The sequence below is a fragment of the Umezawaea sp. genome (assembly GCF_036375055.1).
Taxonomy (GTDB): domain Bacteria; phylum Actinomycetota; class Actinomycetes; order Mycobacteriales; family Pseudonocardiaceae; genus Umezawaea.
Window position 1 is genome coordinate 1 of the sequence record NZ_DASUSQ010000024.1, and the last position, 14024, is coordinate 14024.

10 protein-coding genes are annotated in these 14024 nt (G+C 73.7%); 5 read left to right on the plus strand and 5 right to left on the minus strand.

What is annotated here, in order from left to right:
• Both VFZ92_RS07870 and VFZ92_RS07875 read left to right on the plus strand, forming a co-directional pair.
• A partial coding sequence (locus VFZ92_RS07870; RefSeq protein WP_330875137.1) for a hypothetical protein occupies positions 1-204 on the plus strand: 204 nt, incomplete at its 5' end.
• Between the two features lie 130 nt (positions 205-334).
• Positions 335-1159: an extensin family protein gene (locus tag VFZ92_RS07875; protein ID WP_330875138.1), complete on the plus strand. Its 825-nt coding sequence runs from the start codon at positions 335-337 to the stop codon at positions 1157-1159.
• Between the two features lie 81 nt (positions 1160-1240).
• Here VFZ92_RS07875 and VFZ92_RS07880 read toward each other — a convergent pair whose 3' ends face one another.
• The 5 genes from VFZ92_RS07880 to VFZ92_RS07900 form a co-directional block, all read right to left on the minus strand.
• Complete coding sequence (locus tag VFZ92_RS07880; protein WP_330875139.1) at positions 1241-2521, minus strand: phospholipase D-like domain-containing protein; 1281 nt, start codon at positions 2519-2521, stop codon at positions 1241-1243.
• A 478-nt stretch (positions 2522-2999) separates the two neighbouring features.
• Positions 3000-4250 carry a serine hydrolase domain-containing protein gene (locus VFZ92_RS07885; RefSeq protein ID WP_330875140.1) on the minus strand — a complete coding sequence of 417 codons (1251 nt, stop codon included), beginning with the start codon at positions 4248-4250 and terminating at the stop codon, positions 3000-3002.
• 125 nt (positions 4251-4375) lie between these two features.
• Positions 4376-5053, minus strand: coding sequence for a response regulator transcription factor (locus VFZ92_RS07890; RefSeq protein ID WP_330875141.1), 678 nt, complete (start codon positions 5051-5053; stop codon positions 4376-4378).
• Positions 5050-6237: a sensor histidine kinase gene (locus tag VFZ92_RS07895; RefSeq protein ID WP_330875142.1), complete on the minus strand. Its 1188-nt coding sequence runs from the start codon at positions 6235-6237 to the stop codon at positions 5050-5052. Before VFZ92_RS07895 ends, VFZ92_RS07890 begins: the two co-directional genes overlap by 4 nt.
• A 375-nt stretch (positions 6238-6612) precedes the next feature.
• Positions 6613-7332: a DUF998 domain-containing protein gene (locus tag VFZ92_RS07900; RefSeq protein ID WP_330875143.1), complete on the minus strand. Its 720-nt coding sequence runs from the start codon at positions 7330-7332 to the stop codon at positions 6613-6615.
• A 129-nt stretch (positions 7333-7461) separates the two neighbouring features.
• Between VFZ92_RS07900 and VFZ92_RS07905 the strand changes: the two genes are divergently transcribed.
• The 3 genes from VFZ92_RS07905 (at position 7462) to hisD (ending at position 13997) form a co-directional block, all read left to right on the plus strand.
• Entirely contained in the window at positions 7462-10686 is a 3225-nt protein-coding gene (locus VFZ92_RS07905) for a BTAD domain-containing putative transcriptional regulator (RefSeq protein ID WP_330875144.1), read from the plus strand.
• 74 nt (positions 10687-10760) lie between these two features.
• Complete coding sequence (locus tag VFZ92_RS07910) at positions 10761-12263, plus strand: multicopper oxidase family protein (protein WP_330875145.1); 1503 nt, start codon at positions 10761-10763, stop codon at positions 12261-12263.
• 408 nt (positions 12264-12671) lie between these two features.
• Positions 12672-13997 carry a histidinol dehydrogenase gene (gene hisD / locus VFZ92_RS07915; RefSeq protein WP_330875146.1) on the plus strand — a complete coding sequence of 442 codons (1326 nt, stop codon included), beginning with the start codon at positions 12672-12674 and terminating at the stop codon, positions 13995-13997.
• Positions 13998-14024 lie beyond the last annotated feature (27 nt).

Below are 14024 nucleotides of genomic sequence, written 5' to 3' on the forward strand. Positions count from 1 at the left end.
ATCGTGGTGGCGCATCGGTTGAGCACGGTGGTGCGGATGGATCGGTTGGTGGTGCTGGATCGGGGTCGGGTGGTGGAGCAGGGGACCCATGCGGAGTTGTTGGCGGTGGGTGGGGTGTACGCGAAGCTGTGGCGCCACCAGGCAGGCGGGTTCCTCGACGCGAGGGAGGACGACCGCTCCCCCCTCGGAGGGCACAGGCGGTAAAGGAAAAGGAAAACCGCAGGTCGTGCGCGGTTCCCCGCGGTGAACACGATCCCTAGGCTCCTTCGCGCCGGTTGGCGAGGCAGGCCCTAACCCCTGTCCCCGCCGGCCAAGAACACGGAGGAGTACTGGGGTGTTCGAGAAGAACCTTTCGAGGCGCGGCTTCGTCACGGGCGCGGCGGCCGTCGCGGGTCTGGCCGGTCTGTCCGCCCTCGCGCCGGGGTTGGCCGGTGCCGACCCCAAGATCAACGACCAGCACCACGAGTCCGAGTTCGCGCCGGGGGTCGGCGCGCTCGCGATGATGACGTTCCAGAACATCGACGGGACGCCCGTCTACTACTGGCGCTCCAACCGCGGCAACACCACCGCGCGCAACTGGCAGGCCACCGACGCGTTCTACAACGCGCTCGTCGCGTGGATCCGCGACCTGCGGTCGCTGTCGTCGGGCTACGGCTCGATCAGCTACATCGTGTCCGCGGGCTTCTACGTCAACAAGGCGGGCCAGCACGGCGCGGGCACCGCGATGGACCTCGACCACGTGCGCTGGTCCGGCGGCAACACCACCTCGCCGCTCGACCAGCACCACGCGTCGGGCACCGCCGCGACCCGCAAGCGCTACCTCGCGACGGAGGCCGTGTGCCGCCGCCGGTTCCGCTACGTCCTCGACGGCTGGTACAACGCCGACCACGCCGACCACATCCACGCCGACTTCGGTGGGATGCCGGTCCGCGTGCTCAAGGACTCCGAGGCCGACACGAAGTTCGTCCAGGCCACGTGCAACAACTTCCGCGCGGCGGGACTGGCGATCGACGGCATCTGGGGCCCGAACACGCAGAACGCGTTCAACGGCCTCAAGTCGGCGCTGGCCGTGACCGGTGACCCGCACACCAGTTCGTCCGTGTGGCAGGGCATGTTGTCGAAGATCGCGACCAAGGGGTTCGCGAACCAGAACATCTGACCCGGCGATCCCGCTCGGGGCGGTTGGAGCGCAGGTGTGGTTCCCGGTGCGCGACCGGGAACCACACCTGTTTCCGCTGTCCTACACGATGATCCCGTCGTGCGACCGGCACGTGTCCCGGATGCTCCAGAAGTTGCGCAGGTACTCGTCGTGCACCGTGCGGCCCATGATCCGCACGACCTGCTCGTCCGCCTGCCGCAGCGCGGAGTACGAGTAGTTGTGGCTGCCGGTGTAGACGCGCGGAACGATGTCGTCGTCGTACGCGCCGTCGAGCAGCATGTACTTCGAGTGCACGCGGACGTCCAGGCCCGGCCCGTTGTTCCAGTTGCACCGGGTGGTCTGGATCTTCGCGCCCTTCAGGGCGTTCAGCACGGCGTCGTTGGCGTTGGTCAGGACCACGTCGACCCAGCAGCCCTTCCCCCTCAGCTCGGCGAGCTTCTGGGCTATCGCGGGCCGGTTGAAGTCCAGCATCGCGATCCGGACGTCGGTCTGGCGCTTCGTGCCGTTCTCGGTGTACGAGCAGGCGACCGACTGGAGCGTGTTGTGGATGGTGTCGGTCTGCGGGTCGTCGAACGGTTGGCCGGACGGTTCCCTGCGGGGGAAGAAGAACACGCGGTAGTCCGTGCCCGATCCCGTGTCCCTGTAGTAGTCGTTGTTCCCGGCGGCGGTGTACCGGTAGCGCCGCAGGTCCTCGAAGTACGTGCGGTACGCCGCGTACGTCTTGGCGTCGGTCCACGTGAAGGCGTTGTTGTACGCCTCGTTCTCGTCCCAGCGGGTCAGGTTCGACGAGGACTGGTAGACCACGTTCGGGATCGACGTGCCGCCGTTCAGGACGACGCTGGAGAACGTGAAGAACTTGCTGTGGTTGTAGGCGCTGACCGTGCCCGTCGACCACTCCTTGGCGCGGGTCGCGATGCACCCGCGATCCGGGCCGTTCGGGAACTGGTCCTTGCAGTGCACCACGTAGGAACCGGCCGCGTCGTTCGCGCCGAGCGCCGCCCGGAGCCTGGTGGTGGCCTGGGTGTCGGCCGAGTGCGCGACGGTGATGAACTTGACCCTCACCCCGCGCTGGAACGCCGCGATCAACCGGTCCACGAGGTCCGGGTCGTCGGCGGTGTCGGCGGTGTTCGGCGGGTCGAAGTCCATCACCGACCCCAGGATCTCGCCGCCCGCGGGCACCCGGTCGATCAGCCGCCCCAGTTGCGCGTAGATCGCGTTCCGCGCGGCGGGCGTGCCCGCGGGGTCGTTGAACACGCTGTGCCCGACCAGCGGATCGGGCTCGACCGCGGCCGTCGCCGGGGGCGCCGCGACGGGTGACACCGCCAACGCCGTCGCCAGCAGGAAGACCTTCCAAGGACGCATGAACCACTCCTCCGGGTTCCGGGTGATCAACCTGCCTACCAGCGATCCGCACGCGGTCACACACCTTTGCCCCGTGGTTCAACGATCGTCCGGACGGAGCAGCGCGGGGCGGGGTTCCTCGACCACCGTGCGCGCCGCACCCGGTCGCGGTGCAGGGCGCTGTCGCGCGCAGGCCGCTCCGAGGCGGAGCGCGGCAGCCGGGGCACCGCGCACCGCACGTCCACGCGGTGAGTTCGTCGTCCTCGGGGGCGATCACCTGCGAGGTCCCCGACCGCCTCGACGACCTGGACCGGGAGTTCAGCGGGGTCGCCGGGTTCGGGCTCGTGGAGCTGTCGCCTGTGGACGCGGCCAGGGGCGGCTCGGTGCCGACGGTGGGTGGCTGGTGGTCCACGACCACGTCTCGGTGCCGCTCGACCTCACCACCGGGCGGGCGGTGGCGCACCCGTCCCCCGGGCGAACCCCTCGGGCGGTCGCGGGGTCAGCTGGTGGGGACGGGCTTGCCCAGCATCGTGCAGATGGCCGCGTCGACCAGCTCCGCCTCGGCGGCGTTCGCCTCGGGGGACACCACCAGTCCGAAGTGGGTGGTGCTCAGGACGGAGACGGTGCGCCGCCCCGACTCGTCGGTGTAGTTGTCGCTGCGGTAGCCCGGCAGCGCGCCGTCGTGGCCCCAGACCGTGCCGCAGGGCGAGCGGTACTCGTCCACACCGAGGCCGTAGCGGTGGTCCGGGCCTTCGGACGGCACGGTGGTGCGCATCTCGGCCAGCAGCCGCTCGGGGAAGAGCCCGCCGGACATCAGCGCCCGGTCGAACCTGGCCCAGTCGGCCGCGGTGGACACGATCGCGGCCGCCGCGCCGCCCCACGACTGGTCGATCGCGGTCGTGTCGACGTGCTCGTCGTCTGCCGGACCGACGAACCCCCAGCCCTCGGGCAGGCCCAGCGGCTCGGTAAGGGGCCGCAGGTGGGCTGCGTCGGGCTCGTAGCCGTGGGCGAGCGGAGCCGTGCCGCGCCGCGGTGCGGCACCGGTCGCCACGTACGTGTCCCGCATCCCGAGCGGGCCCGTGACGCGCTGCCGCACGAGGTCGGCGAAGGAGCGCCCGGTGGCCCTCTCCAGCACCAGGCCGAGCGCGACGTAACCGGGGTTGCTGTAGGACCATGCCCCGCCCGGTGCGCCCACCGGGGGCAGGTCCGTGCCCAGCGCGAGCACCTCCTCCGAGGTCGGCCTGCTCGTGTCGTGGCCGGTCATGAGGTGCAGCGACCTGGCGGTGTAGGCCGAATCGGCCAGCCCGCCGGTGTGGTTCAGCAGCATCCGCAGGGTGATGTTCCCGCCGTTCGGCACCGTGCCGGGCAGCCACCGCTCGACGGTGTCGTCCAGGCGCAGCCTGCGTTCGGCGACCAGTTGCAGCACCAGCGCCGCGGTGACCGTCTTCGTGTTCGAGCCCATCCGGAACGAGTCGCCCGCCCTGAGCACGTGGTCGGGGGTGCTCCAGGAGCCCTGCCGGACGACGGTCACCACCGGCCCGCGCCCGGTGTCCACCCGGACGACGACACCGGGGACGCCGGCGGCGACCGCCCGTTCGGCGGCGGCCTCCAGCATCCCGGTCCTGGACCGCTCCGCGGCGGACGACGTGTCCGCGGCGGCGGCCACCGGGCAGACCGCGGCGACGGTCAACACCAGTGCGGTGACCGCCGCAGGGCGTCGGCGTGAGCGGCGGGTGGTCTTCGCGGTCATGGCGCTTCTCCTTGTCGTGGTGCCTGCGGCGGGTGCCTCGGCGATGGGGAGAACGCTAGGAGCGAACGGGGTGCGGGCACGTCACCCCGCGGTGAGCCGAACTTTGGCTCCCGCGGGGGATGGCGCTACCGCTCGTCCGGTGTGGCGAGACCGATCCGGTAGGCGAACACGACGGCCTGGACGCGGTCGCGCAGGCCCAGCTTCGCGAAGATGCGCGAGACGTAGGTCTTCACCGTCTCCCGGCCGAGGAACAGGGCGTCGGCGATCTCGGAGTTCGACAGGCCCTCCGCGACCAGCCGGAGCACCTCGACCTCACGGGAGGTCAGGTCCCGCAAGGCCTTCTCGATCCGGCCGTCCGCGCCGTCGTCGCGGATCCGCGCGCCGAACCGGCCGATCAGGCCGCGGGTGACCTCGGGCGCCAGCAGCGCGTTGCCCGCCGCCACGGTGCGCACGCCCGCGATCACCTCCTCGGGCGGGGTGTCCTTGAGCAGGAACCCGCTCGCCCCCGCGCGCAGCGCCTCGAAGACGTACTCGTCGAGGTTGAACGTCGTCACCACCAGCACCCGCGCGCGCTCGGTCACGTCCGGTCCCGCGATCCGCCGGGTGGCCTCGATGCCGTCGAGCAGGGGCATCCTGATGTCCATGATCACCACGTCGGGGCGCAGCCGCCGGGCCTGCTCGACCGCCTCGACGCCGTTCGCCGCCTCGCCGACGATCTCCAGGTCGGGCTGCGAGGACAGGACGGTCGTGTACCCCGTGCGCACCAGCGGCTGGTCGTCGCACACCAGCACCCGCGTGCTCACGCCGCCTCCGAACCGAGCGGCAGCCTCGCGCGCACGACGAAACCGCCGTCCTCGGTGTGCCCCGTCGTGAGGTCACCGCCCGCCAGGCGCACCCGTTCGCGCAGCCCGGTCAGCCCGCGGCCCGGTGTCGACGCGGTGACCGCGCCCGCGGCACCCTCCGTCGTCACCTCGATCGCGAGTTCGTCGGTGGCGGCCGAGGAGACCCGGACCGCCGTCCTCCTGCCCGGCGCGTGCTTGAGCGCGTTGGTCAGCGCCTCCTGCACGACCCGGTAGGCGGCCAGCCCGACCACGCCCTCGACGACCGGCGGCGCGCCGACCTCGACCAGGTCGACGGGCTGCCCGGCGAGCCGGGTCCGCTCCACGAGTTCCCCGAGCAGGGCCGCGGTCGGCGCGCGCGGGGCCGGGTCGGCGTCGTGTCGGGGGCTGAGCACGCCGAGCAGTTCGCGCAGGTCGCCCAGCGCCCGCCGCCCGGTCCCGCCGATCGCCCTCAACCCGGTGTCGACCTTCGGCCGGTCGTCGGCCGGGACGTACAGCATCGCGTCGGCCTGCATCACCATCGCCGTCACGTGGTGGGTCACCACGTCGTGCAGCTCGCGGGCGATGTGCTCGCGCTCCTCGCGCACCGCCGACTCCAGGTCGAACCGGCGTCGCCGCTCCTGCTCGTCGAGCCTGCCGCGGGCCCACGCGCCCAGCAGCCAGCACCCGACGGGCAGGGGTGCGTACTCGACGCACTCCACCGCGGTGGTGGGAGCGCCGAGCGCGATCAGGGAGACCGACAGCGCCGCGTACCCCGCGAGCCACGCCGCCGCCGTGGTCCGCCGGAAGCGGAGCTGGTGGACGCCCGCGCCGAAGAGCGCGACGTACAGGGCGATCGTGGCGGACGTCGGCCGGAAACCCAGGCACTGGTAGGCGGCGAACGCGGCGGAGACGAGCAGCAGGCACAGGGCGGGCGCGCGGTGGCGGACCAGCAGCGGCAGGCAGTGCGCGAGGACGAGGGCGACCGCGAGCGGGCCGAACGGGCGCTGCGGATCGGCCCAGCCCAGCCAGGTGCCCTTGTCGGCGACACCGGGGGTGAACGACACCGCGACCACCGCGGCGGTGATCAGCACGTCGCGCCCGCCCGCGGGGAGTGACCCGACCCGGTCGACCAGACGGCGAACCCCGGTCACGACCGCTCCTCGCATGATCGGGAGTATAGGGACGCTCCCACCGCCGGTTCCGCGTCGACCAGCGGAGGGGCCGGGGCTGCGGCGGGCGTGCCGGTCGTCGAGATCCGCGCCACCGGCGTGGCCGAGTCGGGGGACCGCGTCCGGCAGGACCGGAACGAGCCCGCCGCTCGGGCCTTCGCACCGCGGCACCCCCAGCAGCACCACCTGGTGGTCACCGGCGTGGAGTCGGTGGTGTCCACCGGGGAACCCTGGACGCGGAACCCGTCCAGGCCGCGCGGGTGTGGAACGCGATCCACGGCGCCGTGAGCCTGGAACCGGCGAACCTGGACGTGACCCTGAAGCGGCGCGGTTGCGAACCCGCCGACACCTACGACGCGGTGCTGGAGGTCCTCATCGGCGGACCTCGTCGTCGGTGACCCCGCGCTTCCGCAGCGCCGCCCCCAGGACGATGAAACCGATCAGGAACGGGTACACGACGCCGCGTTCGACGAGACCGATGAGGACACCCGCTCCCGAGTCGAGGACGGCCAGGTAGGCCGGGATCGACACCAGGCCGACGATCCCGGCCGCCACCAGCGCCCTCCCCAGCCCGCGCGGGAACCCGAGCCGCCCGTGCGACCCGCCGAGGAGGATGGCGAGCACGTTGCCGCCGATGAACGCCAGGAAGGCGCCGATCCCGTGGAAGTCGGGCGCGCCGCCCTCCGGCGTCTCACCGGATCCGGGGAAGAACCCCAGGAGGACACCACCGGCGGCGAGCATCGTCGCCGTCGCGACCGCGAGCAGGCGGCGCAGGCCGGGCAGCGGCCCCAGCGCGACCGCGCCCACCAGGGTGATCAGTCCGAAGAGGACGAAGCCGGTGTTCATCACCCACGCGAGCGGGGAGTACATGAACTGGCCGAACGCGGTCGTGGGGCCGTGGACCCCGAGGTTGCTGATGAAGTGGTGCGTGTAGCTGTAGGGCGGGTCGCTCCACGCCGCCGCCGCGACGAACTCGGCGGTGAAGAAGACGCCGCTGCCCGCGATGAGCGCCGCGCCCGCTCGGCGGCGCCTCCGGGTCGACGGTGACGGGAGCGACTGGTGGACTGCTGGACCGGACTCGACGTCGTTCACGGTTTCCCTCTTCCTCGTGGTTGGTGCGGTGGGCGGAAGAGTGGGGCAGACGCCTGACACGGGGCGCACACGGCGCTGACACGGCCACCCTGATTTGGGTCGGGCGCGTGAGCGCGCGAAGATCGGGGGATGGACGGGGGTGCGCGGCTGCGCGTCACGCTGCTCGGCGCGTTCGAGGCGTCGCGCGGTGCGGGCGCCCTGCCCGTTCCCGGCGCCCGGCTGCGGGGCCTGCTCGTCCGGCTCGCGCTCGCCGGTGGCCGCGCGGTCGAACCGGACGCGCTGGTCGACGCGGTCTGGGCCGAGGAACCGCCGTCCGGCGCCGCCTCCGCCCTGCACACCCTCGTCTCCCGGTTGCGCCGCGCGCTCGCCCCGACCGGTGCGGCCCAGGACGTGGTCGTGAAGACCGACGGCGGGTACCGGCTGGTGGTGGCCCCGGCCGACGTGGACGCGCTGCGCTTCGAACACCTGGCCGCCACCGGCCGGGACCGGCTGCGGGCCGGTGCCCCGGAGGCCGCGGTCGCCGCGCTCACCGAGGCCGTGGCGCTGTGGGGCGACCACCCCGGAACCGAACCGGCGGTCGTCGCCGCGGTCGCGCCCGCGGTCGCGACGCGGTGGGCGCGGATGTCGGTCGACGCGGTCGTCGACCTCGCCGACGCCGAGCTGTCGCTGGGGCGGGCCGAGTCGGCCGAGGCCAGGTTGGCCGGGCTGCCCGCCGAGCAGGCGGTCCACGAGCGCGCGGCCGGGCTGCTGATGGACGCGCTCGCCGCCCAGGGGCGGCAGGCCGAGGCGCTGGCCGTCCACGAACGGGTCCGCGAGGCACTGGCCGACGTCCTCGGCGCCGACCCCGGCACCGCGCTGCGGGACCGGCACGCGCGCCTGCTGCGCTCCCGGCCGCCGGACACGCCGGTGGTCCGGCCGAGCACCCTGCCGGCGCCCCTGACCAGCTTCATCGGCCGCGAGGACGACCTCGCCCGGATCGACGCGCTGCTCACCACCGGGCGGCTGGTGACCGTGGTCGGGCCCGGCGGCGCGGGCAAGACGCGCCTCGCCGTGGAGGCCGCTCGCCGCCACGACGCGCGGATGATCGACCTCGCCCCGGTCACCGACGCGGCCGAGGTCGGCGCGGCCGTGCTCGCCGGGATCGGGTCGCGCGGCGGCGCGCCGTTCGAGGCCGGGACGCGGAGCGGTGAGCTGGACGCCCTCGTGGACGCGCTCGGGGGCTGGACGGGCCTGCTGCTGGTCGACAACTGCGAGCACCTGGTCGACGCCGTGGCACGCCTGGTCGCGGCGCTGCTGCCGCGCTGCCCCCGGCTGCGCGTGCTCGCCACGAGCCGTGAGCCGCTCTCCGTCGACGGCGAGTCGCTCCTGCCGCTCGGCCCGCTCGCGCTGCCCGCCCACGACGACGGTCTCGACCGGGCTCGGCGGACTGCCTCGGTGCGGCTGTTCACCGAGCGCGCCACCGCCGTGCGCCCCGGCTTCGCCGTCGACGGCACCACGCTGCCCGACGTGGTGCGCGTGGTGCGCGGCCTGGACGGGATGCCGCTGGCCCTCGAACTGGCCGCCGCGAGGTTGCGGACGTTGGCGCTGCCCGCCCTGGCCGACGGGCTCTCCGACCGGTTCCGGCTGCTGGCCACGGGCAGCCGCGCCGCACCCGCCCGGCACCGCACCCTGCGCGCTGTCATCGCCTGGAGCTGGGAGATGCTGGGGGAGCACGAACGCACCGTCGCGGAACGGATCTCCGTCCTGCCCGGCGGTGTCACGCCCGACTCGGCCACCGCCGTCTGCGCGGGCACGGCCGTGCCCGCGGCCGAGGTCCCCGAACTGCTCGCCGCCCTGGTCGACCGGTCGCTGCTGCACCTGCTGCCCGACACCGGCCGCTACCGGATGCTCGACACCATCCGCGAGTACGGCACCGACCGCCTCACCGGCACCGGTGACCTCCGCGCGGCCCACGACCTGGCCGCCGCCCACGTCACCGGGTTCGTGGCCCGCCAGGACCCCCGGCTGCGCGGGCCCGACCAGGTGGCCGCCATGGCCGCCATCGGCGCCGAGTACGACAACGCGCTCGCCGCCCTGCGCCACCTGTGCGCGGGGCACGACGCCGACGGCGCGCTCACCCTCTGCCTGTCGCTGACCTGGTACTGGCAGATGTCCGCCCGCCAGCACGACGGCGCCCACTGGCTGGGCGAGGTCCTGGCGGTGCCCGGCGGCCGGCCCTCGCCCGAACGCGACTGCGCCCGAGCCGTCCACCTGCTCAACCGGGCGGACGTCCTGTCGGGGACCCCCACCGGGGAGGCCGCGGACGACCGCGCCGAGATGCGCGAGCTGGCCGACCGCCTGCTCGCGCACCCCGACCTGCCGAGCCACCACCGCGTGTTCGGCCCGATCCTGCTCTTCCTCCAGGACGGGACGGCGGCGCTCGCGACCTTCCAGCGCCTGGCCGACGGCGACGACGGGTGGCTGGCCGGACTCGCGCACATGTTCCTGGCCGAGATCGCCGAGAACGACGGCGCGCTCGACCGGATGCGCGTCCACGTCGAGGCGGCCCTGGCCCGCTTCCGGCGGGCGGGCGACCGGTGGGGCCAGACCGCCACGCTGCCCGTGCGCGCCCGGTCGCGGCGGTACGACGACCTCGACGGCGCACTGGCCGACCTCCGCGAGGCCAGGGCGCTGGCCGACGAGTTCGGCTCGCTCAGCCTCGGCGACCGGCTCTACGACGACCTGCGCTGGATCGACCTGCACCTGCGGCGCGGCGACACCGACGTGGCGCTCGCGGTGATCGGGGCCGCTCGGGAACGGGCCCTGCACGCGTCCTCGGCGGAGATGCTGGTCCTGGTGGACGCGCACGAGGCGGACCTCCGCGTGCGGCTCGGCGACCTGGCCGGGGCGAGCGCCCTCCTGGACGACGCCGACCGGGGTCCGCACGGTGCCACCGCGTTCTCCTCCGACCACACCCGGACCGTCGTCAGCGGCGCACGGGCGGCGCTCCGGGCGGCGCGGGGCGACCTGGAGGGCGCGGACGAGGCGCTGCGGGAGGCGTGCGCGGCCGCGCGGGCGACGCGGGAGCTGCCGGTCCTGGCGCAGGTGGCGGTGACGGCGGCGGCACTCGCCGGGACGCGCGGGCGGTGGCACGGGTCGGCCGTGCTGCTCGGGGCCGCCGCCCGGCTGCGGGGCGCGCACGACCACACCGATCCGCGGGTCGTCGACCTCACCGGCCGGGGACGGGCCGAACTGGGCGGTGACGGGTTCGCCGCGGCGTACGCGGAGGGCTGGGAGTTGGACGCGCGGGAGGCCGTGGCCGCGGTCGACCCGGCCTCGGGGGAGGTGCGGTCCGGCTCGGGCGGTGGGGGTTAGGCGACGTGCCGCACCGGGGATCTACGTAGTTCTCGCCGACGCGACGACGGCCCCACCGGCGGGATCGTCGCACCATGAGACGTCGCACGGTACTGAAGGTCCTCGGCCTCGGCCTCGGGGGCGCGACCGTCCTCGGCGGTGGCGGACTCGGCGCCTACTACCTCACCGCCAGGCAGGACACCGTCGGGAAGATCGCGTTCGACGCGGCCCTGCCGATCCCCCCGCTGGCCACGTCCGAGACCGGTGCGTCGGGGGCGCGGGTGTTCGCGCTCGACGTCCGGGCGGGCGAGACCCGGTTCAAGGACGGTCCCGCCACCCGCACCTGGGGCGTGAACGGCACCCACCTCGGCCCGACGATCCGCGCCCGGCGCGGTGACCGGGTCGAGTTCGCCGTGCGCAACGGCCTCGACCAGGAGACCTCGCTGCACTGGCACGGGATGCACCTGCCCGCGGCCATGGACGGCGGCCCGCACCAGACCGTCCCGGCGGGCGGCACCTGGGAACCGCGGTGGACGATCGACCAGCCCGCCGCGACGCTGTGGTACCACCCGCACGTGCACGGCGCGACCGCCGACCACCTGTACCGGGGCCTGACCGGGCTGTTCATCGTCGACGACGAGGTCACCGAGGCGCTGGACCTGCCGTCGGAGTACGGCGTCGACGACGTCCCGATGATCGTCCAGGACCGCGCGTTCGACGGGGACAACCAGTTCGAGCAGCGGGTCCCGCTGGGGGGTTCGCTGGGCGTGATCGGTGACGAGATCCTCGTCAACGGCGCCATCGGACCGTACTTCGACGTCACGACGAGGCTCGTGCGGCTGCGGCTGCTGAACGGGTCCAACGCGCGCCTGTACAACTTCGGGTTCTCCGACGACCGGCGCTTCTCGCTCGTCGCGACGGACGGCGGCCTGCTCGCCGAGCCGTGGGAGACCGACCGCCTCTCCCTGTCGCCGGGGGAGCGGGCCGAGGTCGTGGTGGCCTTCACGCCGGGCGAGCGGGTCGAGCTGCGCTCCTACCCGTCCGAGCACGGCGGCGCGCTGGGACGGCTCGACGGCTTCGACGACCGCCTCGACGTCTGCCAGTTCCGGGCCGCGGGATCGCTGTCCGACGACTCCGCGCTGCCCGCCGTGCTCGGCACCGCCCCGGACCTCGCGGGCGCGGCGGTCGCGCGGGAACGCTCCTTCGTGCTCGCCTCGGACCAGATCAACGGGCGGTCGATGGCGATGGACCGCATCGACTTCGGCGTCCGCGAGGGCACCGTCGAGGTGTGGGAGGTGACCAACGACAACGGCTTCCCGCACAACTTCCACGTCCACGACGTGCGGTTCCAGGTCCTGTCCGTCGACGGCGGGACGCCGGAACCGCCGCTATGCGGCTGGAAGGACACCGTCCTGCTGGTCCAGGGGAAGCGCTACCGGCTGGCGATGCGGTTCAGCGACCACACCGATCCGAACGTGCCGTACATGTACCACTGCCACCTGCTCCAGCACGAGGACGAGGGGATGATGGGCCAGTTCGTCGTCCTGGGCGACGGCGAGGAGGTCGGCGTCGTGCCGAAGGAGCACCAGCACTCCTGAGAACGCTGTCCACCGACGCCTCCGCGTCCACCCGGCGGCTTCGCGTCCGCCCGGCGGGCTCGCGTCGGTTCGGTGGCGTCGCGTCTGTCCGGTGGGTTCGCGTTGGCCCGGTGGCGTCGCGTCTGTCCGGTGGGTTCGCGTTGGCCCGGCGGGCTCGCGTCGGCCTGGGTCTCGTCGCGCCTACCCGGTGGGGTCGCGTTGGCCCGGTGGGTTCGCGCCTACCCGGCGGGCCCGCACAGCGGTCCCTCGACGACGTGGCCGTTCGCCGGCGTCGCCCGCCCCTGCGGTGCGTCGACGGTGGCGGGGCGTCGGGAACGGCACCCGCGCGGTCGGCGCCGGGGCGGACCGGTGTGAACGGCTGCCGACGTGAGTGTTGCCACAGCCTGCGTCTACACCTAGTGTATGCGTATGCATTTGAGCGATGCGGACAAGGTGAGGATCGGTGGCGGCCTCGTGGTCGTCAAGGAACCCGCGGGATCCGGCGGCCCCGTCCGGCGTGATCCGGAGGTCGTCGCGAAGGTTTCCGAGATGCTGGGTCGGATCGAGCGCGAGGGGGTGGACGCGGTCCTGCGCTACGCCGTCGAGCTGGACGGGTACGAGGGGCGTTCGCTGGAGGTGCCCGCCGCCGAGGTGGCCCGCGCGGCCGACCAGCTGCCCGCGTCGCTGCGCGAGGCCCTGGACGCTGGCGCCGACCGGACGCGGCGGTTCGCCGCGATGCAGCGCGCCCGCCTGGTCGACTTCGAGGAGGAGGTGGTGCCCGGCGTCGTGTGCGGGCAGCGCTTCATCCCGGTCGACAACGTGGGCGCCTACCTGCCCGCGGGCCGGTTCCCGCTGCTCGCGAGCGCGTTCATGACGGTCGGCGTGGCCCGCGTCGCCGGTGTCCGCAACGTCGTGTCCGCGACGCCACCCTCGTTGAACGGTCGGCCGCACCCCGCGGTGCTGTACGCGGCGAGCATCACCGGCGCGGACTCCGTGCACGCGGTCGGCGGCGTGCAGGCGTTGGCCGCCATGGCCTTCGGCCTGCTCGACGGCGAACCCGCCGACGTGATCGTGGGCGCGGGCAACGCCTACGTCGCCGAGGCGAAGCGCCAGCTCTACGGCCGGGTCGGCATCGACGTGCTCGCCGGGCCGTCCGAGGTCGCGGTGATCGCCGACGACACGGCCGACGCCGCGCTCGTCGCCTCCGACCTGCTCGCGCAGGCCGAGCACGGCCCGACCTCGCCCGCGAGCCTCGCCACCACCTCCGAGCGGCTCGCGCGGGAGGTGCCGCAGGAGATCGAGAAGCAGTTGGCAGGCCTCGCCACCAGGGACATCGCGGGCGCGGCCTGGCGCGACCACGGCTCGATCTACCTGGTCGAGGACCGCGAGACCGCCGCGCAGGTCATGAACATCCTGGCCCCCGAGCACCTGGAGGTGCTGGCGGAGGACCTGGACTGGTGGCTGGAGGCGCTGCGCAACTACGGCTCGCTGTTCCTGGGCACGTGGTCGACGGTCGTCTACGCCGACAAGGGGATGTCGGGGACCAACCACGTGCTGCCCACCGCGCGCGGCGCGCGGCACACCGGGGGCCTGTCGGTCGCGGGCTTCCTCAAGCAGGTGACCTACCAGCGCGCCACGCGGGAGTCGACCCGGATCCAGGCGGAGCCCACCGTCGCGGTGTCCGACTTCGAGGCGCTCGTCGCGCACCGCGACAGCGCGCTGCTCCGGTTGGGCATGATCGACGCCGCCGACTAGTGCATACGTATGAATCCTCAACGAACC

What these genes read in the sequence shown, in the direction of transcription:
- VFZ92_RS07880 (WP_330875139.1), bottom strand. Translation starts at nt 2,521, where the DNA reads ATGCGTCCTTGGAAGGTCTTCCTGCTGGCGACGGCGTTGGCGGTGTCA.
- VFZ92_RS07895 (WP_330875142.1), bottom strand. Translation starts at nt 6,237, where the DNA reads ATGCGAGGAGCGGTCGTGACCGGGGTTCGCCGTCTGGTCGACCGGGTC.
- VFZ92_RS07910 (WP_330875145.1), top strand. Translation starts at nt 10,761, where the DNA reads ATGAGACGTCGCACGGTACTGAAGGTCCTCGGCCTCGGCCTCGGGGGC.
- hisD (WP_330875146.1), top strand. Translation starts at nt 12,672, where the DNA reads ATGCATTTGAGCGATGCGGACAAGGTGAGGATCGGTGGCGGCCTCGTG.
- VFZ92_RS07905 (WP_330875144.1), top strand. Translation starts at nt 7,462, where the DNA reads ATGGACGGGGGTGCGCGGCTGCGCGTCACGCTGCTCGGCGCGTTCGAG.
- VFZ92_RS07885 (WP_330875140.1), bottom strand. Translation starts at nt 4,250, where the DNA reads ATGACCGCGAAGACCACCCGCCGCTCACGCCGACGCCCTGCGGCGGTC.